Origin of the sequence: Ruegeria sp. HKCCD7251 (genome assembly GCF_013031165.1) — a bacterium.
Classification (GTDB): domain Bacteria; phylum Pseudomonadota; class Alphaproteobacteria; order Rhodobacterales; family Rhodobacteraceae; genus Ruegeria.
In genome coordinates this window covers 1,217,922-1,239,948 of record NZ_WPZC01000001.1, presented here as the reverse complement: position 1 = coordinate 1,239,948, position 22,027 = coordinate 1,217,922, and the positions used below count along the sequence as shown (strand labels likewise).

The 22,027-nt window shown below is 58.6% G+C and carries 23 protein-coding genes; 16 read left to right on the top strand and 7 right to left on the bottom strand.

Translation table 11 applies throughout. The features are described from left to right. Positions 1–165 precede the first annotated feature (165 nt). The 3 genes from GOX75_RS06065 to GOX75_RS06055 are packed head-to-tail and all read left to right on the top strand — an operon-like array spanning position 166 to position 3,178. A complete protein-coding gene (locus tag GOX75_RS06065) occupies positions 166–1,632 on the top strand; it encodes a leucyl aminopeptidase (protein WP_171121648.1) in 1,467 nt (488 codons plus the stop codon). Positions 1,633–1,636: 4 nt separating this feature from the next. After that, positions 1,637–2,095, top strand: a complete 459-nt coding sequence (locus tag GOX75_RS06060; protein WP_171121647.1) for a DNA polymerase III subunit chi — start codon at positions 1,637–1,639, stop codon at positions 2,093–2,095. A gap of 36 nt (positions 2,096–2,131) precedes the next feature. Further along, entirely contained in the window at positions 2,132–3,178 is a 1,047-nt protein-coding gene (locus tag GOX75_RS06055) for an aldo/keto reductase (protein ID WP_171121646.1), read from the top strand. 73 nt (positions 3,179–3,251) lie between these two features. On the opposite strand, the gene GOX75_RS06050 is transcribed toward GOX75_RS06055, so the two are convergent. Continuing rightward, a complete protein-coding gene (locus GOX75_RS06050; protein ID WP_171121645.1) occupies positions 3,252–4,238 on the bottom strand; it encodes a GlxA family transcriptional regulator in 987 nt (328 codons plus the stop codon). Between the two features lie 132 nt (positions 4,239–4,370). On the opposite strand from GOX75_RS06050, the gene GOX75_RS06045 reads away from it, so the two are divergent. The 3 genes from GOX75_RS06045 to GOX75_RS06035 all read left to right on the top strand — a co-directional run bounded on the left by GOX75_RS06045 (position 4,371) and on the right by GOX75_RS06035 (position 7,577). Next, positions 4,371–5,285: a 3-keto-5-aminohexanoate cleavage protein gene (locus tag GOX75_RS06045; protein WP_171121644.1), complete on the top strand. Its 915-nt coding sequence runs from the start codon at positions 4,371–4,373 to the stop codon at positions 5,283–5,285. Positions 5,286–5,352: 67 nt separating this feature from the next. Then, complete coding sequence (locus GOX75_RS06040) at positions 5,353–6,819, top strand: carnitine 3-dehydrogenase (RefSeq protein WP_171121643.1); 1,467 nt, start codon at positions 5,353–5,355, stop codon at positions 6,817–6,819. Continuing rightward, positions 6,816–7,577 carry an SDR family oxidoreductase gene (locus GOX75_RS06035; RefSeq protein ID WP_171121642.1) on the top strand — a complete coding sequence of 254 codons (762 nt, stop codon included), beginning with the start codon at positions 6,816–6,818 and terminating at the stop codon, positions 7,575–7,577. Before GOX75_RS06040 ends, GOX75_RS06035 begins: the two co-directional genes overlap by 4 nt. Here GOX75_RS06035 and GOX75_RS06030 read toward each other — a convergent pair whose 3' ends face one another. Continuing rightward, the gene (locus tag GOX75_RS06030) at positions 7,578–7,760 is read right to left on the bottom strand and encodes a hypothetical protein (RefSeq protein WP_171121641.1); all 183 of its coding nucleotides are present in this window, start codon (positions 7,758–7,760) and stop codon (positions 7,578–7,580) included. 71 nt (positions 7,761–7,831) lie between these two features. Further along, positions 7,832–8,692, bottom strand: a complete 861-nt coding sequence (locus tag GOX75_RS06025; protein ID WP_171121640.1) for a helix-turn-helix domain-containing protein — start codon at positions 8,690–8,692, stop codon at positions 7,832–7,834. A 107-nt stretch (positions 8,693–8,799) separates the two neighbouring features. Here GOX75_RS06025 and GOX75_RS06020 point away from each other — a divergent pair, with 107 nt between their 5' ends. Genes GOX75_RS06020 through GOX75_RS06010 form a run of 3 tightly spaced genes read left to right on the top strand, consistent with a single transcriptional unit; the run spans position 8,800 to position 10,804 of the window. Then, the gene (locus GOX75_RS06020) at positions 8,800–9,003 is read left to right on the top strand and encodes a DUF2061 domain-containing protein (protein ID WP_171121639.1); all 204 of its coding nucleotides are present in this window, start codon (positions 8,800–8,802) and stop codon (positions 9,001–9,003) included. Continuing rightward, the gene (locus tag GOX75_RS06015) at positions 8,996–9,880 is read left to right on the top strand and encodes a fatty acid desaturase (protein WP_171121638.1); all 885 of its coding nucleotides are present in this window, start codon (positions 8,996–8,998) and stop codon (positions 9,878–9,880) included. Before GOX75_RS06020 ends, GOX75_RS06015 begins: the two co-directional genes overlap by 8 nt. A 21-nt stretch (positions 9,881–9,901) precedes the next feature. Further along, positions 9,902–10,804, top strand: a complete 903-nt coding sequence (locus GOX75_RS06010; protein WP_171121637.1) for a DMT family transporter — start codon at positions 9,902–9,904, stop codon at positions 10,802–10,804. On the opposite strand, the gene GOX75_RS06005 is transcribed toward GOX75_RS06010, so the two are convergent. From GOX75_RS06005 to GOX75_RS05990, 4 genes are all read right to left on the bottom strand, one after another. Further along, positions 10,801–12,159: a DEAD/DEAH box helicase gene (locus GOX75_RS06005; protein WP_171121636.1), complete on the bottom strand. Its 1,359-nt coding sequence runs from the start codon at positions 12,157–12,159 to the stop codon at positions 10,801–10,803. The two genes, GOX75_RS06010 and GOX75_RS06005, sit on opposite strands and share 4 nt — an antisense overlap. A gap of 184 nt (positions 12,160–12,343) precedes the next feature. Continuing rightward, complete coding sequence (locus GOX75_RS06000) at positions 12,344–13,273, bottom strand: glycosyltransferase family 2 protein (RefSeq protein ID WP_171121635.1); 930 nt, start codon at positions 13,271–13,273, stop codon at positions 12,344–12,346. After that, on the bottom strand, positions 13,270–14,064 hold the full coding sequence (locus GOX75_RS05995; protein WP_171121634.1) for a hypothetical protein: 795 nt from the start codon (positions 14,062–14,064) through the stop codon (positions 13,270–13,272). Before GOX75_RS05995 ends, GOX75_RS06000 begins: the two co-directional genes overlap by 4 nt. Next, positions 14,065–15,669, bottom strand: a complete 1,605-nt coding sequence (locus tag GOX75_RS05990) for a peptide chain release factor 3 (protein ID WP_171121633.1) — start codon at positions 15,667–15,669, stop codon at positions 14,065–14,067. 109 nt (positions 15,670–15,778) lie between these two features. Here GOX75_RS05990 and GOX75_RS05985 point away from each other — a divergent pair, with 109 nt between their 5' ends. From GOX75_RS05985 to GOX75_RS05955, 7 genes are all read left to right on the top strand, one after another. Then, the gene (locus GOX75_RS05985; RefSeq protein ID WP_171121632.1) at positions 15,779–16,141 is read left to right on the top strand and encodes a SnoaL-like domain-containing protein; all 363 of its coding nucleotides are present in this window, start codon (positions 15,779–15,781) and stop codon (positions 16,139–16,141) included. Between the two features lie 73 nt (positions 16,142–16,214). Continuing rightward, entirely contained in the window at positions 16,215–16,994 is a 780-nt protein-coding gene (locus tag GOX75_RS05980; protein ID WP_171121719.1) for an SDR family oxidoreductase, read from the top strand. A 3-nt stretch (positions 16,995–16,997) separates the two neighbouring features. Continuing rightward, a complete protein-coding gene (locus GOX75_RS05975; RefSeq protein ID WP_171121631.1) occupies positions 16,998–18,110 on the top strand; it encodes a hypothetical protein in 1,113 nt (370 codons plus the stop codon). A 101-nt stretch (positions 18,111–18,211) separates the two neighbouring features. Further along, positions 18,212–19,258: a methyltransferase domain-containing protein gene (locus GOX75_RS05970; protein ID WP_171121630.1), complete on the top strand. Its 1,047-nt coding sequence runs from the start codon at positions 18,212–18,214 to the stop codon at positions 19,256–19,258. 80 nt (positions 19,259–19,338) lie between these two features. After that, the gene (locus tag GOX75_RS05965; RefSeq protein ID WP_171121629.1) at positions 19,339–20,424 is read left to right on the top strand and encodes an ABC transporter ATP-binding protein; all 1,086 of its coding nucleotides are present in this window, start codon (positions 19,339–19,341) and stop codon (positions 20,422–20,424) included. A gap of 121 nt (positions 20,425–20,545) precedes the next feature. Further along, entirely contained in the window at positions 20,546–21,328 is a 783-nt protein-coding gene (gene surE / locus GOX75_RS05960) for a 5'/3'-nucleotidase SurE (RefSeq protein WP_171121628.1), read from the top strand. Next, positions 21,325–21,975: a protein-L-isoaspartate(D-aspartate) O-methyltransferase gene (locus GOX75_RS05955; RefSeq protein WP_171121627.1), complete on the top strand. Its 651-nt coding sequence runs from the start codon at positions 21,325–21,327 to the stop codon at positions 21,973–21,975. The genes surE and GOX75_RS05955 overlap by 4 nt, the downstream gene beginning before the upstream one ends. Positions 21,976–22,027 lie beyond the last annotated feature (52 nt).

Sequence of the window (22,027 nt, the reverse complement as noted above, 5' to 3'; positions counted from 1 at the left end):
CGAAGCGATGGCTTATGCCTGCCCTGTTTTGCCACTGTACTCTCCCCCGATCTTGCCGGAATTTTTTCGGGACTGTACTGCAATTGCCAGTCGGGGAAAACTGCTATCTGGTCAATAGCGCCAGTGCGGGCTAGGTCTTGGGGAACAGATTTTCAGGAGTTCGCAATGAGCAGTCTAATCCCGATCCAGTTTCAGGCTTTTGACGTCGACGCAATGACGCAGGCTGAAGGCCGCGTTGTCATCATCATATCGCCGGACGGCAAGATGAGCCCCGCCGTTCGCCGCGCGAACCGTCTGACTCGTGGCACCGTGGCGCGTCTGGTTGAAAGCGACCGCTTTGCAAAGGTTAAGTCAGGGGATGTGCTGTCGCTTGCTTGGCCAACCGGCATGGAGGCCGAGGCGCTGGACATTCTGGTTCTGTCGCGCCGTCCGGACGCGGCCGAGGCCCGCAAGGCCGGTGCAAAGCTGGCGAAACTGGCCGACAACCGGGATGTGCTGCTGATGGCCGGTAATCAGGTTCGGGCCGAAGAGCTGGCGCTTGGGATCGCCCTGCGCAGTTACGATTTCGATGCGCACAAGTCGAAAGAATCCGAACGCACCGCCAGTGTCACGATTAGCCACCAAAAACCGGATGAGGTTGAGGCTGCGTTTGCACCGCTTTACTCCATTGCGGACGGGGTGCGGATGACGCGCGATCTGACCAACGAACCGGCCAATGTTCTGACCACGACCGAATTTGCTGACCGTCTGGCCGAGATGAAAGACCTTGGTCTTGAGGTTGAAGTGCTGGAAGAAGACAAGCTGGCCGAACTGGGAATGCGCACGCTGCTGAGCGTTGGGCAGGGCTCGGTCAGCCCGTCCAAGGTTGTGGTAATGCAGTGGAACGGCGGCAATAAAGGTGACGCACCGCTTGCCCTTGTCGGTAAGGGGGTTGTGTTCGACACAGGCGGCATTTCACTGAAGCCCGCCGGTGGCATGGAAGATATGACCATGGATATGGGCGGTGCGGGTGTCGTCGCTGGCACAATGCGCGCGCTGGCCAAACGCAAGGCCCAGGCCAATGTGGTCGGGCTTGTGGGGCTGGTCGAGAACATGCCCTCGGGCAACGCAACGCGCCCGGGTGATGTAGTCAAGTCGATGAAGGGCGACACGGTCGAGATCATCAACACAGACGCCGAAGGCCGTTTGGTCCTGTGCGACGTCATGTGGTACGCGCAAGAGCGGTTCAGCCCCGTGGGCATGGTTGATCTGGCCACGCTGACGGGTGCGATCATTATCGGGTTGGGCCACGAAAACGCAGGGGTGTTTTCGAACAATGACACATTCTGCAACGCCTTCCTGAAAGCGGCTGGGGCTGAGGACGAGGGTGCCTGGCGGATGCCTTTGGGCAAGGCCTATGACGACCTGCTGAAGTCGCGCATCGCCGATGTGAAGAACGTGGGCGGACGGCCTGCGGGCTCGATCACAGCGGCGCAGTTCCTGCAGCGCTTCGTGAAAGAGGAAACCCCGTGGATTCACCTTGATATCGCCGGCGTCGCCTCGGTTGCGGCCGAGACATCCTATGCGCCGAAAGGCGCAACCGGGTGGGGTGTGCGCGCACTGAGCCGATTTGTGCAGGACAATTTCGAGTAAGTCCGTGGGTGCCGTCTATTTCTACCACCTGACCCGCCAGCCGCTGGAACATACTTTGCCGGTTCTTCTGGACAAGGCGCGGCAGGCCGGGTGGAAGATCGCCGTGCGGGGTACTAATCCTGCGCGGATGGACTGGCTGGACGAAAGACTGTGGTTGGGGCCGGATGACGGGTTCCTACCACATGGTCGGGAAGGCGGCCCGCATGATGCTAGGCAGCCCATTTTACTGACGACCGAGATGCAGGCCGCCAACGGACCGTCCTGCGTGATGGCCGTCGACGGCGCACCTGTCGAACCGGATGAGGTGAACGCTCTGGAACGTGTCTGCATCCTGTTTGACGGCAATGACCCGCAGGCGGTTCAACATGCCCGGGGGCAGTGGAAAGCGTTGACCGGTGCTGGATGCGCCGCCAAATACTGGTCCGAGGAGTCGGGCCGATGGGAGATGAAGTCCGAGGCGTAACGCCTTTTCTTCAATGATATTTCAGGAGATTGACAGATGGAAATGAAGCCCTTGGGCCGCACGGGTATCATGGTCACCGACCTGTGTCTGGGGACCATGACCTTTGGCACCCAGACCACCGAAGCCGATGCACATACGCAGATCGACATGGCACTGGACGCCGGTATTAACTTTGTCGATGCGGCTGAGATGTATCCGGTGAACCCCATATCGAAAGAGACTGTCGGGCGCACAGAAGAGATACTGGGTAACTGGAACACCGCGCAACCGTCCCGGCGGGCTGATTATGTTCTGGCCACTAAACACTCGGGGGCCGGTTTTGCACATGCGCGAGATGGAGCGCCGATCTCGGGTCAGACAATCCCCGAGGCGATCGAAGGGTCGCTGCGCCGCCTGAAAACGGACTGCATCGACCTGTATCAGTTCCACTGGCCGAACCGGGGCAGCTATATGTTCCGCCAGAACTGGACCTATGCGCCGTCGGGCCACAACACCGACGAGGTGCTGGACAATATGCGGGAATGTCTTGAGGCGCTTCAGGCGCAGGTCGACAAGGGCAATATCCGCGCCTTTGGCCTGTCGAACGAAAGCGCCTGGGGCACCGCGCAGTGGTTGCGTCTGGCTGAGAACGGAGCGGGTCCCCGAGTCGCTTCGGTGCAGAACGAATACTCGTTAATGTGCCGGCACTTCGATACGGATATGGCCGAGCTGAGTGTTCATGAGGATGTGGGTCTGATGGCCTTTTCGCCTCTGGCTGCCGGGTTCCTCACTGGAAAGTACCAGGGTGGCGCGGTGCCTGAAGGGTCGCGCATGTCATTGGTACCAGAAATGGGCGGGCGGCATCGAACGCGTGCCTTTGATGCGGTTGGGGCTTATCTTGAGGTTGCCGCGCGCCATGGACTGGACCCTGTGCATATGGCGTTGGCCTGGTGTCAGACACGCCCATTCATGATGTCCGCGATCTTTGGTGCAACATCAGTCGAGCAACTTGCCCACATCCTGAGCGGCAAGGACCTGCAGTTGTCGGACGAGGTTTTGGCGGACATTACCGAGGCGCACCGCGCGCATCCAATGCCGTTCTAGGGGGATCTGCCCCCGCCGCGCGTGCCGCGCGACTCCCCCGGGATATTTTTAGCCAGATGAAGGGGGATCCAGCTCAGTGATGGGTGGGGTGCGTCCGGTCTTGTCGCAGATCGCGGGCCGAGAGGCCGTGGGCCGTTCGGAAAGCGCGTGCGAAGCTGGATTGTGAGCCAAAGCCCGTAGCAAGCGCCACATCCATCAGAGGCATGTCGGTGTCGGTGACCAGACGACGCGCCTCGGCCAGACGCAGTTGCAGGTAGTGGTCTTGCGGTGTGGTGTTCAGGCGCAGGCGAAACTGCTGCTGTAGTGTGCGGGGGCTGGTTCCAAGGGTCTCGGCGATATCGGCAAGCGGCAAGGGTTCATCCAGGGACGATTCCATCAGGCTGTTGGCTTTGGCTGTCAGCGCCGTGTGGCGGTGCGGTGCGCCAATGCGGCTTTGGGGTTTTGTCGGGGCAGGGGCACCGTCATAGAGGAACAGACCAGACACCCGCGCGGCAAATCCCGCCCCGTGCCGGGCGGCGATTATGTGCAGCATCATTTCAACGGCTGGAATGGCCCCGCCGGATGTCAGGCGATTGCCCGAGACTGTGAAACGGTCAGGGCGCACGTCAACCTCGGGGAACCGGTTGGCAAAGTTGTCCAAATCTTCCCAATGTGTGGTGGCGGCATGATCGTCCAGAAGACCAGCTTCGGCGAGCAGCCAGGGGCCGCCGTCTATGCCAGCCATGGTTGCGCCGCTGCTGGCAATGCGGCGCAAACCGGCCAGCAGGCTGGGGGTGGCGTGGCGCGCCAGTTGGAACCCGGCAACCACGATCATAAGATCGCAGCCCTGCAGGCGGGCCAGGGGAATTCCGGGAACGGTCAGCGCGCTGGTCAGCATCGCGGGTTCTGGTGTGGCGGTTACATAGTCCCAGTCAAAGGCGGGGCGATCTGCCAGGCGATTGGCTGCGCGCATCGGGTCAACGGCCGAGGCGAAGCTGAGCGTGTTGCATTCGTCCAGCACCAAAACCGCCGTTTTCAGGGCGCGGTGTTCGGGCTGCAGTATGTTTTTTGCGGATTTCATCAAGTCTGATTCGCATTCTGGCAAGTGTTTTCACAAGGCTGCGTCAGACTCGGGCCCGAAAGCAAATCGGAATCCGGGGAGAAGTCTGGGGAAAACTCAAGGCAAAACCGGGTATAACTTGGGGAAAACGTCATGCCTCTGGAAATGAACCGCGAAGTCTTCATCACCTGTGCCATTACTGGATCAGGTGGAACGCAGGATCGCAGCCCACATGTGCCGCGTTCACCGCAGCAGATTGCCGACAGTGCGATTGCAGCAGCCAAGGCCGGGGCCGCCGTTGTCCATTGCCATGTGCGCGACCCGGAGACCGGAGTCCCCAGCCGCCGTCTGGACCTGTATCGTGAGGTTACGGACCGCATTCGCGACGCTGATGTGGACGTTGTGCTGAACCTCACCGCCGGGATGGGCGGGGACATCGTGTTTGGCGGGGTGGAAAGCCCGTTTCCAGTGGCTGAAGGGACAGACATGATCGGCGCGTCCGAGCGTGTGGCGCATATCGCCGAATGCCTGCCTGAGATTTGTACCTTGGATTGCGGCACCATGAACTTTGCCGAGGCGGATTATGTCATGACCAACACGCCCGGTGCACTGCGGGCGATGGGGCAGATGATGACAGACATGGGCGTTAAGCCCGAGATCGAGGCTTTTGATACCGGCCATCTTTGGTTCGCCAAGCAACTGGTGAAAGAGGGTGTGCTGGAAACCAACGCTTTGGTTCAACTGTGCATGGGTGTGCCATGGGGCGCGCCGGATGATCTGAACACCTTTATGGCGATGGTGAACAATGTGCCGGATGACTGGACCTTCAGCGCGTTCTCGCTGGGGAGAAACCAGATGGCTTATGTTGCGGCCTCGGTGCTGGCGGGCGGCAATGTGCGCGTGGGGCTGGAGGATAACCTGTGGCTCGACAAGGGTGTGCTGGCCGAGAACTGGCAGTTGGTGGAACGTGCCGGGACGATCATCGAAAATATGGGGGCGAAGGTCATTGGGCCTGCCGAGGTGCGCGAGAAGCTTGGTTTGACCAAGCGTGCGCCTGTGGCGAAGTAGGCATGGATTGGGGGCCAGCCCCCAAACCCCCGGAGTATTTTGGAAAAGATGAAGTTTGGGGCGTGATATGACAAACACGGCGGCAATCATTGGTGGTGGCGTGATCGGCGGCGGGTGGGCCGCGCGGTTTTTGCTGAACGGTTGGGATGTGCGGGTTTTCGACCCTGATCCTGAGGCCGAGCGCAAGATCGGGGAGGTTCTGGACAATGCGCGGCGGTCGCTGCCGGGGTTAAGTGATGTGCCGTTGCCGCCCGAGGGCGTGCTGAGTTTCCATGACGACTTGGCCGATGCCGTGCAGGGCGCGGAGTGGATTCAGGAAAGCGTGCCCGAGCGGTTGGACCTGAAGTTGAAGGTTTACAAGGGCCTGCAAGAGGCGTGTGACCCGGGGGCGATCATCGGGTCGTCGACCAGCGGATTCAAGCCTTCGGAACTGCAAGAAGGCGCGCTGCGGCCTGAACAGATAGTGGTGACGCATCCGTTCAACCCGGTTTATCTGCTGCCGCTGATCGAACTGGTGCCGACCGACAAGAGCCCGACAGAAATGGTCGAGCGCGCGCAGGGGCTGCTGAAATCCGTCGGTTTCTTCCCTTTGCACATCAAGAAAGAGATCGACGCTCATATTGCAGACCGCTTTCTTGAAGCCGTCTGGCGCGAGGCGCTGTGGTTGGTCAAGGATGGCATCGCCACCACCGAAGAGGTTGATGAGGCGATCCGCATGGGGTTTGGCATCCGCTGGGCGCAGATGGGCCTGTTCGAGACCTACCGCGTGGCAGGCGGTGAGGCCGGGATGCGGCACTTTATGGCGCAGTTCGGGCCAGCGCTGAAATGGCCATGGACCAAGCTGATGGATGTGCCCGAGTTCACTGATGAGTTGGTCGATATGATCGCCGACCAGTCGGATGCGCAGTCGGGTATGCACTCGATTCGTGAATTGGAACGTATTCGCGACAACAATCTTGTGGGGATGATGCGGGCGCTCAAGGCGCAGAACTGGGGTGCGGGGGCGGTCCTGAACCAACACGATTCCGTGTTGAAGCCCGGTGCCCTGCCAACGATCGACCAAGCCGACCTGAGCCAGCCGATTCTGACCGTCGCGCGCGCGGTACCTTTGGATTGGACGGATTATAACGGCCATATGAACGAGGCACGGTATCTTGAGGCCTTCGCGGCCGCCACTGACCGGTTCATGGAGATCATGGGCTGTGATGCGGACTATGTCGCCTCGGGCGGTAGCTATTTCACCGCCGAAAACCACATTCGGTATATCGACGAAGTACATGCAGGCGCAAAAATTCAGGTGCGCACGCAGATGCTGCTGGGGCAGGGCAAGAAGCTGCATGTTTTCCACAGCATGTATGAGGGTGACAAGCTGCTGGCCACGGGCGAGAGCTTCCTGCTTCATGTCAGTCTTGAGACCCGCCGCCCCAGTGCTCCGTCAGCTGAGATTGAGGCAGCGATGGCCCGGATTTCCGAAGCGCAGGCCGCCTTGCCGTATCCCGAAGGCGCGGGTGCTGCGATCCGCAAACCGTCATGAGCGGGCGTGTTTTGATTACAGCCGGCGCTTCGGGCGTCGGTCGGGCCATGGCCGAAGCGTTTGACGCGGCGGGTGCGCAAGTCTGGGTGGCGGACCTGGATCCCGAGGCCCTGTCGCATTGCCCGTCGCATTGGCGAAAGTCCGAAATCAACGTGGCTGAGGAAATCACCGTAGCGGATATCTTCGCGAAGATCGAAGCCGAGTGGGGCGGGTTGGATACGTTATGCGCCAATGCTGGCGTTGCCGGGCCGACGGCCGTGGTCGAGGACGTGGCGATTGAGGATTGGCGGGCGTGCCTGTCGGTGAATCTTGAAGGTGCGTTCTTGTGCGCGAAATACGCCGCGCCGATCATGAAGCGTCAAAAAAGCGGGGCTGTGGTGATCACATCCTCGACTGCCGGACAATACGGATACCCTAATCGCGCGCCCTACGCGGCGGCGAAATGGGGGGTGATCGGACTGGCCAAGACGCTTGCCATGGAGCTTGGGCCGTTTGGCGTGCGTTGCAACACGATCTGCCCCGGCGCTGTAGAAGGCCCGCGCATGGAAGGTGTGCTAGAGCGTGAGGCGGCGGCCAAGGGGATGACCCGCGACCAAGTGTATAACGGCTATGCGTCCGGCACTTCGATGGGCAGGTTTGTCGAGGGACGGGACATCGCGGATATGGCCGTGTTCCTTGCCTCGGATGCGGCACGGCTGGTGTCGGGGCAGGTGATCGCCGTGGACGGCCACACCGTCAACCCCGATCCAAAACTCTGACTATCCCTGATTTGGCCCGCGTATTTGGCGGATGGTCTGACGAACCGCCTGCCAGTCCTGCGCTTGCTGTATGTTTCCGGCGGCTTGGCATTCGCGCATTTTAAGCGCGGCTTCGGCCTCGGCCCGGTCACCGTGCGCCGAATAAAGGGCGCGTGCGTATTGTGCGGTTTGTAGTGCGTCCATTTCTGTGGTCCTCCGTCTGTGGTCGGAATGCCCGTAAGTTCGCGCCAATTGACGATAACACAGGTTGGGGGTTAACGCATCTTTTCGCGTAACGACTTCAGGTGGCATGGAAAATCCCGCGCGGTCACGTCGGCCTCGCGGACCAGTGTGTCAAAGTGGCGCGTGAAGGTTTCGATACGATCACGGTCTCGGAACGCCATATAATGACTTCCGGCATAAAACACACACAGCAGCGGGCCAAATATCGTGACGGGCGCAGAATAAAGTCGCTTTGCATCAAAAAGATAGATGCGCATTCGGGGGTAAAGTTGTTCGCACAAGGCAAGCAGATGGTCGATCTGTTCCCGACGCGTCTGAAGGTCCAGTCCGTGATAGTAACCGGTCGCGTTAGCAAAGCTGTCGATTTCAAACAGCGGCATCGCGACTTCGTAGTCTGATTGTGCCTGGCGCATCCAGGTTAGGCGGTCTTCTGACGCCCCGATTGCTTGATCTGCTGTTCTGCCCAGATGCGGCGCGTATTCCCATTCCAGCACCGCGCGGGTTTTTAACATGTCAGGCAAAGTTGCTGGAACATAACGGATTTTGTAGCCTGCAGCCTCTTTGTGCCATTCAAATATCCGTTCATCCACAAGGGCGCGTGGCGCTTCTGTCATGGTGAGCGAGCTTGCCAGTAACTCTGCCGCGCTTTCAGGGCGGTCAGAAAGGCTCAGCAGCCAATCCGCCGACACACCCAAGGCCGAAGCGCAACTGCCGACCACATGCGCGTTCGGCAGCCGAGCGCCATCGAGCGTCAAAAGCTGCGACACAGTTGAACGGTCCACTCCGATCTCACGTGCCAGCGCGCTTTGACTGACCCGCCTTTCTTCCATGGCGCGGGCAAGGCGCTGTCGGAACTGTGCTGCGCGGTCTCGTTTGTCGATTTTATTCTGCATTTGTTTGAAAATATCACATTTGATGAATTTTGTTAATCATATTCAGAATTTTCAACCTGACCTGTTGTCCGTAATTCTTGAGACATAACAAGAATATGGGTGACGGAATGGAAACACGGCGAAGATCAGTCGTGAAGGCTGTGCTGTGGAATGCGATGGGGCTGATTGTCATGACCCTTGTTGGGTTGGTGGCAACTGGGTCCGCTGCAATCGGCGGGACATTGGCGATTGTGAACACCGCGATCGGTCTGACCTTGTACGTAATTTATGAACGCGTTTGGGCTGGTATCACGTGGGGTCGCAATGTCTGAGCGTGAGGGGCCCGAGTGGATCACCTTCGCGCTGATTCTGACATGTTATGCAGCTTGGCTGGGTGTGATTTTCTACGCGCCTTTATGGGTGGCAATCCCGGCGATGGGGTGTGTCGCCGCCATGCATTCCTCACTGACGCATGAAGCGTTGCACGGGCATCCATTCCGGCAAAACTGGTTGAACGAGGCTTTGATGGCCCTGCCGTTGACGCTGTTCATTCCGTATCAGCGTTTTCGAGACCTGCATCTTGCCCACCACAGGGACGCAACCTTGACCGACCCGTACGACGACCCGGAGTCGAATTACCTCGATCCGAAGGTCTGGGGTCGTCTACGCGTTTGGCAACGGCTGCTGCTGTCTGCGAATAACACTCTGCTGGGGCGTATCGTTCTGGGCCCGGCGATTGGGCAATATGTCTTCACGCGGGATGAGCTGCGCGCCACCTTTCGCGGTGACCGGAATGTTCTGAGGGCGTGGGCGCTGCATCTTGTCGGAGTCGCTGTTGTTCTTGGGGTCGTTGCGCAGTCCGGTATGCCGATTTGGGCCTATGTCACGTCTGCATATATCGGGTTGGGTCTGGTTAAGATCCGAACTTTTCTGGAACACCGGGCACACGAAGATGCAGGTGCCAGAACCGTCATCGTCGAAGACCGTGGTCCGCTGGCGTTTCTGTTTCTGAACAATAACTTGCACGTAGTTCATCACATGAACCCTGCAGCGCCCTGGTACAAGCTGCCATCTTTGTATCACGAGGGGAAAGACCGCTATCTGGCTAGAAACAGCGCCTATGTGTATCGCTCTTACGCAGAAATTTTCCGCGCGTTCTTCGTGCGTGCGAAGGACCCGGTTGCGCATCCGCTCTGGCCAAGGGATTGATTTAAGGCCACAAGGGTCGGCATGAGCCTTTGGATTCCCGTCACTCTCGCGGCTGCTTCGTTTCAAACCGTTCGCTTCATGCTGCAAAAATCGCTGAGTAGCGTGAAGCTGAGTGCGGCTGGCGCGACATTTGCGCGGTTTGCGTATTCGATGCCTCTGGCGGTGCTAGGGTTGGCTGTGGCTTTGATGCTGACAGGATATGGCCTGCGGCATCTGACCGCCAAATTTTGGCTGTTCGCCGTGGTTGGCGGGACAACTCAGATTCTTGCGACAATCTGTGTGGTCGCTTTGTTCAAGCAGCGCAATTTTGCCGTTGGGATCACCTTCAAGAAAACCGAAGTCATCCAGACCGCCATTGTGGGTTTTCTGGTCCTTGGCGATCAGGTGTCGGCGGGGGCGTTTGCGGCGATCATTCTGGGGCTGACGGCGGTTCTGTTGCTGTCGAAAAACCCCGGCGGGGATGGCGCGTGGTGGAAACACCTGACCAATCGCGCCTCGCGATTGGGGCTTGGGTCGGGTGTTCTGTTCGCGTTTTCCTCGGTCAGTTACCGCGGGGCTTCGTTGGAATTGGGTGATATCGACGCGTGGTTCCGGGCGCTGGTGACACTGGCTGTTGTGGTGTCGTTCCAGTTTCTCAGCATGGGGCTTTGGCTTTTGTGGCGGGACCGGGCCGAATTACGGGCTGTCTGGGACACGCGCCGGACCGGAGTATTTGTCGGCCTCACCAGCCTGAGCGGGTCATTTTGCTGGTTTCTAGCCTTCACACTGCAGAACGCGGCATATGTCAAAGCGCTGGGGCAGGTCGAGTTGATCCTGAGCCTTTTCGCCTCGCTGCTGTTCTTCCGCGAGACCATCACCCGGCGCGAGATCGCCGGGATGACATTGCTGGGTGCGTCGATAGTTGTGCTGGTGTTGTCGATTTAACCGGCTCGGCGCTCATCAAAGCTGAGTGCGATAAAGCTGGGCATATGATCGCCCATTCCTACAACATTCGCGCCACCACCGTCGCGACGATTGCGGCCCCTAGGTTCTTTTTCCCTTTTACGGTCGCTCTTTTTGCTGTCGCTTTTCTTTTCATCCGACGGCTTGGCTTTTTTCTCTTGCTTGGGCGCGTCCGATTTCGGTTCGTCCTTGATCGGGTTGTCGATCCGGGGGATTTCCTTTTGGATCAGCTTTTCGATTGCATCCAGCGCCTTTTCGTCGCGGCCCGAGCAGATGGTGATTGCCTTGCCCTCACGACCGGCACGACCCGTCCGGCCAATCCGGTGAACGTAATCTTCGGCATGGCCGGGCACGTCAAAGTTGAACACGTGGCTGACCGACGGGATATCCAGACCCCGCGCGGCCACATCCGAGGCCACCAACAGGCGCAGAGACCCGTCGCGGAACCCGTCCAGCGTTTTCATACGCTGCGACTGGTCCAGATCACCATGGATGGCGGCGGCGTTATAGCCGTATTTCTTCAGCGACTTCGCGCAGATATCAACATCCGTCTTGCGGTTGCAGAAGATGATCGCGTTCGTACATTTGTCGCCTTCGGCGTCGATCAGTGCGCGCAGGACCTTGCGTTTATTGCTAGCCTCACGGTCGCGGCGACCACCTTTGAACATCACCACGCCCTGTTCGATTGTTTCAGACGCCGTCGCCTGGCGGGCAACCTCGATGCGGGCAGGGGCTGACAGGAACGTGTCAGTAATACGCTCGATCTCAGAGGCCATGGTGGCCGAGAAGAACAGTGTCTGGCGCGTGAACGGCGTCAGCGAAAAGATGCGCTCGATATCGGGGATAAAGCCCATATCCAGCATCCGGTCAGCCTCATCCACCACCATGATCTGAACGCCGGTCAGCAGCAGTTTGCCACGTTCGAAATGGTCCAGCAGACGTCCTGGTGTCGCGATCAGAACGTCGACGCCACGGTCGATCAGCGCCTCTTGTTCCTTGAAGCTGACGCCTCCGATCAACAGCGCCTTGGTCAGTTTCAGGTGCTTGGTATAGGTGTCGAAGTTTTCGGCTACCTGCGCGGCCAGTTCCCGCGTCGGGCACAGCACCAGCGATCGCGGCATCCGCGCACGTGCGCGGCCACGGGCCAGCAGGGTGATCATCGGCAGAGTAAAACTTGCGGTTTTCCCGGTGCCGGTCTGGGCGATACCCAGAACATCCTTGCCCTCAAGCGCAGGGGGAATTGCACCTTCCTGGATCGGGGTGGGGGTTTCGTATCCGGCTTCCTCAATGGCTTTGAGGACCTTCGGGTTCAGGTTCAGTTCGTTAAACTTTGTCATGTATGTCCGTTTTTGCGGACACTAGACCTGGCCCGCGCGTCAAAGGAATGCCGGGTCCGGATGACCATACGCAGCAGCGCGCATTTCGGCTTGGTCGGGGACATAACAAAAACGTCGATCAGCGTCAAATGAAGACACGTTAACGTAACGGCGGTCCGTGATAGTCTGGATTTCGCGCAACAATTCAGGCGGTTCCGGGGAAGTGTTTCGCGAGCTTTTCGTCCAGATTGAACGGGCGATAGCGGATCAACCCATGTTGCTTCAATCGCGCGTAAACCTCGGGGTCTGTACCGCTGATTTCATCGTAAAACGCGCGAAGCCCGGTTTCGCCGCCTTCGGTCATTATCCAGCTCAGCAGTTCGTTCATGTTCAACCCGCCCTGTTCGCGTGGCACGTTCGGGGACATTCCGGCCCTGTATGATCCGCTTTGCATCCGAAATTGGACATGCGCCCGGAAATGATCCCAGTCAGGCGCGTGGCGGTGGCACAGGTCGATTCCGGGTAACTCGGTCTTTACCGGGCACATCTCTCCGTTCTGAAACAGGTTGTGGATGCGGAAATTGATCTGGGGCAGGCCGGTACGCACGAAGAGCTTGCCCTGAACGTGGCTGAGGAATCCACCCAGAACAAATGCGCCGTAATTCGGATAAAGCGTTTGCATAATCCCGTCGCGGCCCTGACCGGTAGGAATATAGGCCTTGTACTGATCCTGCGTGCCCCCGACGGGTTCAATCGGACGGACACGAACCGCGGGGAAGTCATCCGGAATCTCTGCCAACTGTTCATCAACAGGGGTCTGGGTCCACAGGAATTCGTCCAGATCAATATGAGTCAGCCAGTCAACTTGTGCCTTTCGATAAGTAAAGCTGGCATTTGCGGTCTGTCGCACCTGATGCGTATCGGGCCTTTTGCGTTGCCTGTAGGCCCAGAACCTTGTGTCGCAGATGCGGACCTCGACCTTCGGATGGCGAATTAGCACATTGAAGGCGTCGGGGCAGGGCTCGTCCAGAAACAGAAAGATTTGATCGGCCCCAAGATCGAGGTGGTAGGCCACAAACCGCAGGATGTCCTTCGCCGTTCCCCGAACAGTCGATACGATGCCCCAAGTTGTCACTGCCGCGCCCTTTGCCGCGCCGCCCGCATCTCTCGCATTAGTTTCAGGCGTCGGAACACAGTGCCGGGGTCCGCGTTAAGCCTGTTCAGAAGATGATTGGCCAACGGCGCTATGGTTGGGTCGGTCAAAGCTTTGGACCAGATCGGCGCAATAAGGTTGATATCCAGACCACCACTATCCAGCGAAAACCCCTCCATCCCCATTGGCAGGGCGGCATCGACTTTGTGTCGCAGCCGAAAGGCATCCGAGGGTGGGTGGCCGGAAAACAGACGTTCAAACTCATACAGTTTGACCAGACCAAACAACATGCGCAAGGCATGACCGACCTCACGTTGGGTCGGGGTCATGCCGTGATCTGCAAATGTCTGCACCGAGGATACCAGCCAACGCAGGTCCAATACCTGCAACAGATGCGCCGATTGCTCGGCCCAGAGGCGCTGAAACAGGGTCGGGCATTGTGCGGGAAAATCCCTTTTGCGCAGGTTTGCGATCAACTGAGCGTTCAGGAATGCCAGTTCGGTCGAGCCTACGAATTCTTCCGCGATCCGCGCCCGTTTGCGCGCCCAAGATGTGTTGGGCGACCCCGGACCCAGCCGCGCCGCATCCTCAGCAACGATCTGAACAGTCAAAGGCTCCAGAGCAGCATCAGCAGGCGGCAGCGTTTCAGCGCCAAAGTCGAACGGGGCGCGGCGGCCCTCAAAACGGTCCAGGACGCCTGTCAGACCGTCGGGATAGGTCAGGTCAATCTCGTTCATGCCCAAGAGATTGCGGCGGGGTATTTGCCACTGCAATCAAACCATCATTTCCTTGGTCGCCGTCAGGTTCAATGCCGGATAGTCCCGCACAACCCGGTCGATATCCCATTGCAGGCGCGTCAGATAAACGATGTCGCCGTCATGGTCATGCGCGATGTGCTGTTTGTTGGCTTTGACGAATTTTTCAACCTCGACCTTGTCACCGCTGACCCAACGGGCCGAGGTGAACTGTGACGCCTCGAACCGAACAGGCAGGCCGTATTCCATCTCGATCCGGCTGGCGAGCACTTCGAATTGCAGCGCACCGACCACACCTACGATAAAGCCAGACCCGATCGAGGGTTTGAACACTTTGGCTGCACCTTCCTCGGCGAACTGCATCAAAGCCTTTTCAAGATGCTTGGCTTTTAACGGATCTGCCGCGCGGACGGTTTGCAGCAGTTCCGGCGCAAAGGACGGAATTCCGGTGACGCGCAACGCCTCACCCTCGGTCAGGGTGTCCCCGATGCGCAGTTGCCCGTGGTTGGGGATGCCAATGATGTCGCCGGCCCATGCTTCTTCGGCCAATTCCCGGTCCGAGGCCAGAAACAGCACCGGGTTCGAGATCGCCATGGGCTTTTTCGACCGTACATGAGTCAGCTTCATGCCGCGTTTGAAATGCCCCGAGGCCATTCGCACAAACGCTACGCGGTCGCGGTGCTTGGGGTCCATATTGGCCTGCACCTTGAAGACAAAGCCTGCGACCTTCTTTTCATCCGGCGCGATCTGACGCGGTTCAGCCGATTGAACCTGTGGCTGCGGGCCGTATGCACCGATGCCTTCCATCAATTCCTTGACGCCGAACGAGTTAATCGCCGAGCCGAACCAGATTGGGGTCATATGCCCCTCAAGCACTGCCTGCGGGTCGAGCTTGGGCAACAATTCGCGCGCCATTTCGACCTCTTCCAGCAGTTTCTCCAGCAGATGTTCTGGGACGTGTTCGGCCAGCTTGGGATCGTCCAAACCGTCGATCTGAATGCTCTCGGCCACTTTGTTGCGGTCGGCGCGGTCCATCAGTTCCAAGCGGTCGCGCAGCATGTCATAGCAGCCGATGAAATCGCGCCCCACGCCAATCGGCCAGGCGGCGGGAGTGACGTCGATGGCCAGCATCTCTTGAATTTCGTCGATGATCTCGAACGTATCGCGGCTTTCGCGGTCCATCTTGTTACAGAAGGTCAGGATCGGCAGATCGCGCAGGCGGCAGACCTCGAACAGTTTCTGCGTCTGGCTTTCCACACCTTTCGCGCCGTCGATCACCATCACAGCAGCGTCTACAGCGGTGAGCGTCCGATAGGTATCTTCCGAGAAATCGCTGTGACCGGGTGTATCAACCAGATTGAAACGGAAGTTCCCATAGTCGAACGACATTGCCGAAGCGGAAACCGAGATACCGCGATCCTTTTCCATCTGCATGAAGTCCGAGCGTGTGCGCCGCGCCTCACCTTTGGCGCGGACCTGACCGGCCATCTGGATCGCGCCTCCGTATAGAAGGAACTTTTCCGTCAGCGTCGTCTTGCCCGCATCCGGGTGCGAGATGATCGCAAAGGTCCGGCGACGGGCGATCTCGGGCGGCAGGGAGGGTTGGTTCGAGGTATCAAGCATAATCGCGCGTATAGGCGGGGAATCCTGCCGAGGCAAGACAAAGGGGGTGGTTCGAATCGTACAGCTATGGCAATAAGAACATATAGTGAACAAATAGTGGAGTGGATAAATGAATTTGAAAGAGATTGCCGATGAGCTGGTGGCTGGTTGTCGCGAAGACCGCGCCAAGGAAAATCTGGATAAGCTCTATGCCGAGGATGCCGTTTCGGTCGAAGGGCAGGATTTCATGGATATGGGGCGTGAAACCCACGGTCGCGACGCCATTCGAGGTAAACACGAATGGTGGGAAGGCGCGCACGAGGTCTCGGGCGCTTCGGTCAGTGATCCCTTTCCTCATGGTGAAGATCGCTTTGCGGTGATTTTTTCAGTGCAGGGCAAGGTGAAAGAAACCGGTGAAGCCTTTGATATGCAAGAGGTTGGCGTCTATCATGTGGCGAACGGAAAAATTGTTCGGGAAGAGTTCTTTTACTGATCGTTCTTGAATTCTGGTCTTCCCTGTCTGGCCGGTGCTAGACATGGCAACAACAACAGATGGGGAGGATCAGATGGATCTGGGAATCAAAGGAAAACGCGCGCTGGTTTGTGCCAGTAGCAAGGGATTGGGTCTGGGCTGTGCCGAGTCATTGGCTGCAGCGGGGGTCGATCTCGTGATGAACGCGCGCGGTTCCGAGGCGTTAGAGTTTGAAGCCGCGCGGTTGCGCTCGGACCATGGCGTGGACGTTCAGACGGTCGCGTGCGATGTCACTTCGCCGGACGGTCAGGAGCAGGTCATAGAAGCTGCGCAGGGTGTTGATATTCTTGTGACAAACGCGGGTGGTCCCCCTCCGGGTATGTGGTCGGATTGGGAGCGTGAAGATTTCATCAAAGCGCTGGACGCCAACATGCTGACGCCGATTGCCTTTATGAAGGCCTTGCTGCCGGGAATGATGGACAAAGGCTGGGGGCGCGTGGTCAATATCACCTCGCAATCCGTGCGCGCGCCCATCGCCGTGCTGGGCCTGTCGAACGCGGCGCGGACGGGGCTGACTGGCTATGTCGCCGGAACCGCGCGTCAGGTGGCCCCCCAAGGGGTGACGATCAACAATCTGTTGCCCGGCATTCACGCCACCGACCGCGCCGATGCGCTGGACAGCGGGGTTTCCTTGCAAAAGAACATCTCGATGGAAGACGCCCGTGCCGAACGCGCCGCCACGATCCCCGCGCGCCGCTATGGCACACGGCAGGAATTTGGCGCGGCCTGCGCTTTTCTGTGTTCCCAGCACGCGGGGTTTATCGTGGGTCAGAATATCCTGCTGGACGGCGGCGGGACCAACCTGACGATGTAGATGATGGCGAAAAATTTTTCACTGAAAGATCAGTTATTTAATGCAGAAAAGACCCGCTATCTGGCGGGGCTTTTCGCGGCAGCCGACCCCGGTTTCGATGTGGATGCGCTTCAAGCGCAGGTCATGTCCCGCCTGTCTGGTCTTGAGTTGAAAGAGCGTATGGCGTGGATCGCCACGTGTCTGCAACAGGCCGTTCCCGGTGATCTGCCGGACGTTGCGCCGACGTTGTTGAACGCCTTGCCCCCTCCGTTGGACCCGACCAAGACGGATGATGATTTCGGTGACTTCATCTTTGCGCCCTTGGGCGATTGGGTTGTGGACGTTGGGTTGGACCATCCCGATCTGGCGCTGGACGTGATCGAAGAACTGACGCAGAGGTTCTCAATGGAATGGGCCATTCGCCCATTCCTTAACCACCATCCTGATAAGGTGATGGCGCGTATGGAAGTTTGGTGCGATCACGACAGCTATCACGTGCGCAGACTGGTTAGCGAAGGAACGCGGCCAAGGCTGCCGTGGGGGCAGGCGGTCGGGCTGGACCTGACTGATCCGTTACCATTGTTGGACCGGCTTCACGTGGACAAGACTCGTTACGTGACACGCTCGGTCGCCAATCATCTGAATGATATCACAAAGAAGGACCCCGAACTGGTTCTGAGCCGCTTGCAAAGCTGGTCGCAGGACGCGCATCAAGACGCTGACGAATTGCGATGGATGACAACGCACACTCTGCGCGGGCTAGTCAAATCGGGCCACCCCAAGGCCATGAAGATGCTGGGCTTTGACCCAGAAGCCGAGGTTTCGGCAAGCATCGCTGTTCTTGGTGAGGCCAGGATTAGCGGGGCGTTGGAGTTTGATGTGGCTTTGACCGGAGAGAGTGATCAACCCGTTTTGGTAGATTATATTATTCACTTTCAAAGGCCTGGAGGAAAAACTTCAACAAAGGTGCATAAACTCAAGCAATCGGCTTTGCGCGACGGGGCGTTAAAACTGGGAAAGAAGCACAAGCTTAAAGCCGATGCGACAACCTTCAAGCTGGTCCCCGGCGCACATCGGTTGGAAATTCAGGTGAATGGTCGGGTGCGCGCGGGCGTCGATTTCGAACTGCTGGGTTGAGGCGGGCAACTCACAGTTCTGTTAAATGTCGAAGGCTTGGATTGCACCTGACACCGCTCTGATCTAGCTGATGTCTGTCGCGAAACAGAGGGAAGCTCGGGATGAAGCATGAGTCGGTGCAGAATTACTATGGCGAAGTCTTGCAAGGTAGTTCTGACCTGCAGACCAACGCATGTTGCACGCCGGATGACATGCCGGATCATGTAAAGAAAATTCTTTCGCAAATTCATGACGATGTGTTGACCCGTTACTACGGATGCGGGTTGATCGCCCCGCTGGATCTTGAGGGGATGAGCATCCTCGACTTGGGCTGTGGGGCCGGGCGCGACGTCTACGCTCTGTCCGCTATGGTGGGCGAAAAAGGCCGCGTGGTTGGTGTGGATATGACGCCCGAGCAACTGGACGTCGCCCGAGCGCATCAGGATTATCACGCACAGGCCTTTGGTCACGGAGCGTCGAATGTTGAATTCCATCACGGCTATATCGAAAAACTGGACGAATTGGACCTTGAGCCCGGCTCGTTCGACATCATCGTCTCGAACTGCGTCATCAATCTGGCCACCGATAAAGAGGCGGTTTTGCGCGGGGCGCACCGCCTGCTGAAAGAAGGCGGCGAGATGTATTTCTCGGACGTCTACGCCGATCGACGCGTGCCTCAGGCTATGGCCGAGGATGAGGTTTTGTACGGTGAATGCCTGTCCGGGGCGCTGTATTGGAATGATTTCCTGTCGATCTCGCGCAAGGCAGGATTTGGCGATCCACGCCGTGTGACTCACCGACCGCTGACCATTGAAAACCCGGTGCTGGAGGAGCGCGTTGCGCCGTTGACGTTCCTGTCCGCGACGTATCGTCTGTTCAAGCTGCCGGAGCTGGAGCCAGCTTGCGAGGATTACGGGCAGGCGGTGATCTACAAGGGCACCATCCCTCATGCTCCGCATCTGTTTGAGTTGGATGACCATCATGCGATTGAAACCGGCAAGGTCTTTCCGGTTTGCGGTAATACGTGGATGATGTTGAAAGACACACGATTTGCCCGGCATTTCGACTTTATCGGCGATTTCTCGACCCATTATGGCATTTTCGAAGGGTGTGGCGGGGAAAGCCCGTTTGAAGCCGCCGGAGAAGCTCTGTCCGGCGGGTGTTGCTGATCCCTTGCGCCTGAGGGGCGGGGTTGCTATCCCCGCCCAAGTCCGATGGAATTGATCGGGAAAGGCAACGGGGTCCATCGGTGACAGTAGACGCAACTCCTCCACGTCTGGAAATTCGCAATCTGGTCGCGCGCTATGAAGGGCGGGTTGTGGTTGACGATGTCTCGCTGACCGTTCAGGCGGGGCAGGTCACCTGTTTGCTGGGGCCGTCGGGTTGTGGCAAGTCAACGACGCTGCGGATGATCGCAGGGGTCGACATGCAGGAATCCGGTGAGATTTACGTCGACGGGAAACTGATCTGCGACACCGTGTTTCGCGTGCCTCCGGAACGTCGCGAAATTGGGTTGATGTTTCAGGACTTTGCCCTGTTTCCCCATCTCAGCGTGGCGGACAACGTCGCTTTTGGCTTGAAAGGGCGCAAGGACGAAAAACGCGCCCGCGTCGAAGAACTGCTGCGCAAGGTCGACATGATGCGGTTCATAGACGATTTTCCGCATCACCTGTCAGGGGGTGAGCAGCAAAGGGTGGCATTGGCGCGTGCTCTGGCACCGCGCCCGCGTATCATGTTGATGGATGAACCCTTCTCGGGGCTGGACAACCGGCTGCGCGATGGCATCAGGGATGAGACCCTGGCGATCCTCAAGCAGGAAGACGCGGCTGTGGTTCTGGTCACTCATGAACCCGAAGAGGCCATGCGCATGGCAGACGAAATCGCGTTGATGCGACGGGGCAAGATCGTTCAGCAAGGCGCGCCCTATAACGTTTATACACGCCCGGCTGATAAGGCGGCCGTGGCCTTTTTTAGCGATCTCAATACTTTAAGGTCGCAAGTGAATGGGGCCTTGGCGGACACGCCGTTTGGGCAGTTTCTGGCGCCCGGCGTCGCTGATGGCACGAATGTCGAGATCGTTTTCCGCCCTCAGCACGTTCGCTTGGACTTTGATCGCAACGGCAAAGGGCCGCTCCCAACGGCGACGGATGGCGTCGCGGCCCGAGGCGTGGTCGAGCGTTCGCGGTTTCTGGGCAACGAAAGCCTTGTTGAGTTTCGCATGGATCATGACGGCTCGATCCTGAAAGCGACGGTACCCAACGTCTTTGTGCCCCAGCCGGGACGCGTTATGTGGCTGACGGTCCGCCGGGACCGGTGTTTCGTGTTCCCCGAGTAACGCCTGTAACCACAGATTAGGGCCAAGTGGTGCGCGAAAGCCGCAGATTGCGTGCGCGGGTCGCTTGCCGCCGCGCAGGGGCGGGTCTATCAAGGAAAAAACGCAGGGACGGATGGGGCATATGCGTATTCTTCTGACCAACGATGATGGAATCAACGCCCCGGGGCTTATCGCGCTCGAGGCGATTGCCGCAGAACTTGCAGGGCCGGATGGGGAGGTTTGGGTCGTCGCGCCGGCATTCGAACAATCCGGCGTTGGTCACTGCATCAGCTATACGCATCCGATGATGATGGCCCAGTTGGGTGAACGTCGGTTTGCGGCTGAAGGGTCGCCCGCCGATTGCGTGCTGGCTGGTTTGCACGACGTGATGAAGGATGCGCTGCCGGATTTGGTTTTGTCGGGTGTGAATCGTGGAAACAACTCGGCCGAAAACACGCTGTATTCCGGAACCGTGGGCGGCGCGATGGAAGCTGCCTTACAAGGTATCCCCGCGATCGCGTTGTCGCAGTATTTCGGCCCGCGTAATCTTGGGCTGGACGATCCCTTTGAGACAGCAACCCGGCACGGCGCCGACCTTGTACGGAAAATTCTGGATGCTACCCCAGCAGAACAGGGCGATTACCAATTGTTTTATAACGTGAATTTCCCTCCGGTTCCTGCGGACGAAGTGTTGGGGACGCGGATCGCGCCGCAAGGGTTCCGCCGGGATACACATTTCTCGGTCGAACCTCACAGCTCTCCTTCGGGGCGGCGCTTTTTGTGGATCAAGGGGGGCTATCAGCACAACCCGACCGCGCCCGGAACGGACGCCGCAGTAAATCTGGCCGGTTATATTTCGGTTACGCCGATGCGCGCGGACCTGACAGCGCATGACACGCTTGAGGCATTGAAGTCGATCGAATGAGCGGACCAAGCGCAGAAACCATTATGCAATTTCTGTTTGCCTTGCGCTCGCGCGGGGTGACGGATGCACGTGTTCTGGCCGCGATGGAGCAGATTGATCGCGGAAAGTTTGTCAAAGGCCTGTTTTCTGAGCGCGCCTATGAAGACACTCCGTTGCCGATTGCCTGTGGTCAAACAATAAGTCAGCCGTCAGTTGTTGGGCTTATGACGCAGGCGCTGGACGTGCGTCCGCGCGATACAGTTCTGGAAATCGGCACGGGGTCCGGATATCAGGCCGCCGTCCTGTCCAAGCTGGCGCGCCGGGTTTACACCGTCGAGCGCCACAAGAGGTTGGTCCGTGAAACGGGGGAACTGTTCCGCGATATGGGGCTGACCAACGTGACAGCGATGCTGTCGGATGGATCCTTTGGTCTGCCGGAACAGGCACCGTTCGACCGCATCATTGTGACGGCGGCTGCGGAAGACCCTCCCGGGCCGCTCTTGGCGCAGCTCAAAATCGGCGGTATCATGGTTTTACCGGTGGGGCAGTCGGATGCGGTTCAGACGTTGATCCGCGTGCGGCGAACCGAGACCGGTCTGGAATATGATGAATTGTTGCCCGTTCGTTTCGTACCTCTGCTAGAGGGGTTGGGAAAAGAAGGGGCGTAAAGGATTACTTTGCAGATGCACCGGAACCCCGGCCAACAGGGGCAGGTGATGA

Excerpts from the sequence above, each read along its gene's own strand:
- GOX75_RS05980 (WP_171121719.1), top strand. The coding sequence starts at position 16,215 with ATGGATCTGGGAATCAAAGGAAAACGCGCGCTGGTTTGTGCCAGTAGC.
- GOX75_RS05970 (WP_171121630.1), top strand. The coding sequence starts at position 18,212 with ATGAAGCATGAGTCGGTGCAGAATTACTATGGCGAAGTCTTGCAAGGT.
- GOX75_RS06055 (WP_171121646.1), top strand. The coding sequence starts at position 2,132 with ATGGAAATGAAGCCCTTGGGCCGCACGGGTATCATGGTCACCGACCTG.
- GOX75_RS06050 (WP_171121645.1), bottom strand. The coding sequence starts at position 4,238 with ATGAAATCCGCAAAAAACATACTGCAGCCCGAACACCGCGCCCTGAAA.
- GOX75_RS06005 (WP_171121636.1), bottom strand. The coding sequence starts at position 12,159 with ATGACAAAGTTTAACGAACTGAACCTGAACCCGAAGGTCCTCAAAGCC.
- GOX75_RS06040 (WP_171121643.1), top strand. The coding sequence starts at position 5,353 with ATGACAAACACGGCGGCAATCATTGGTGGTGGCGTGATCGGCGGCGGG.
- GOX75_RS06065 (WP_171121648.1), top strand. The coding sequence starts at position 166 with ATGAGCAGTCTAATCCCGATCCAGTTTCAGGCTTTTGACGTCGACGCA.
- GOX75_RS06015 (WP_171121638.1), top strand. The coding sequence starts at position 8,996 with ATGTCTGAGCGTGAGGGGCCCGAGTGGATCACCTTCGCGCTGATTCTG.
- surE (WP_171121628.1), top strand. The coding sequence starts at position 20,546 with ATGCGTATTCTTCTGACCAACGATGATGGAATCAACGCCCCGGGGCTT.
- GOX75_RS05985 (WP_171121632.1), top strand. The coding sequence starts at position 15,779 with ATGAATTTGAAAGAGATTGCCGATGAGCTGGTGGCTGGTTGTCGCGAA.
- GOX75_RS05955 (WP_171121627.1), top strand. The coding sequence starts at position 21,325 with ATGAGCGGACCAAGCGCAGAAACCATTATGCAATTTCTGTTTGCCTTG.
- GOX75_RS06035 (WP_171121642.1), top strand. The coding sequence starts at position 6,816 with ATGAGCGGGCGTGTTTTGATTACAGCCGGCGCTTCGGGCGTCGGTCGG.
- GOX75_RS05990 (WP_171121633.1), bottom strand. The coding sequence starts at position 15,669 with ATGCTTGATACCTCGAACCAACCCTCCCTGCCGCCCGAGATCGCCCGT.
- GOX75_RS06020 (WP_171121639.1), top strand. The coding sequence starts at position 8,800 with ATGGAAACACGGCGAAGATCAGTCGTGAAGGCTGTGCTGTGGAATGCG.
- GOX75_RS06025 (WP_171121640.1), bottom strand. The coding sequence starts at position 8,692 with ATGCAGAATAAAATCGACAAACGAGACCGCGCAGCACAGTTCCGACAG.
- GOX75_RS06030 (WP_171121641.1), bottom strand. The coding sequence starts at position 7,760 with ATGGACGCACTACAAACCGCACAATACGCACGCGCCCTTTATTCGGCG.
- GOX75_RS06010 (WP_171121637.1), top strand. The coding sequence starts at position 9,902 with ATGAGCCTTTGGATTCCCGTCACTCTCGCGGCTGCTTCGTTTCAAACC.
- GOX75_RS05975 (WP_171121631.1), top strand. The coding sequence starts at position 16,998 with ATGGCGAAAAATTTTTCACTGAAAGATCAGTTATTTAATGCAGAAAAG.
- GOX75_RS06045 (WP_171121644.1), top strand. The coding sequence starts at position 4,371 with ATGCCTCTGGAAATGAACCGCGAAGTCTTCATCACCTGTGCCATTACT.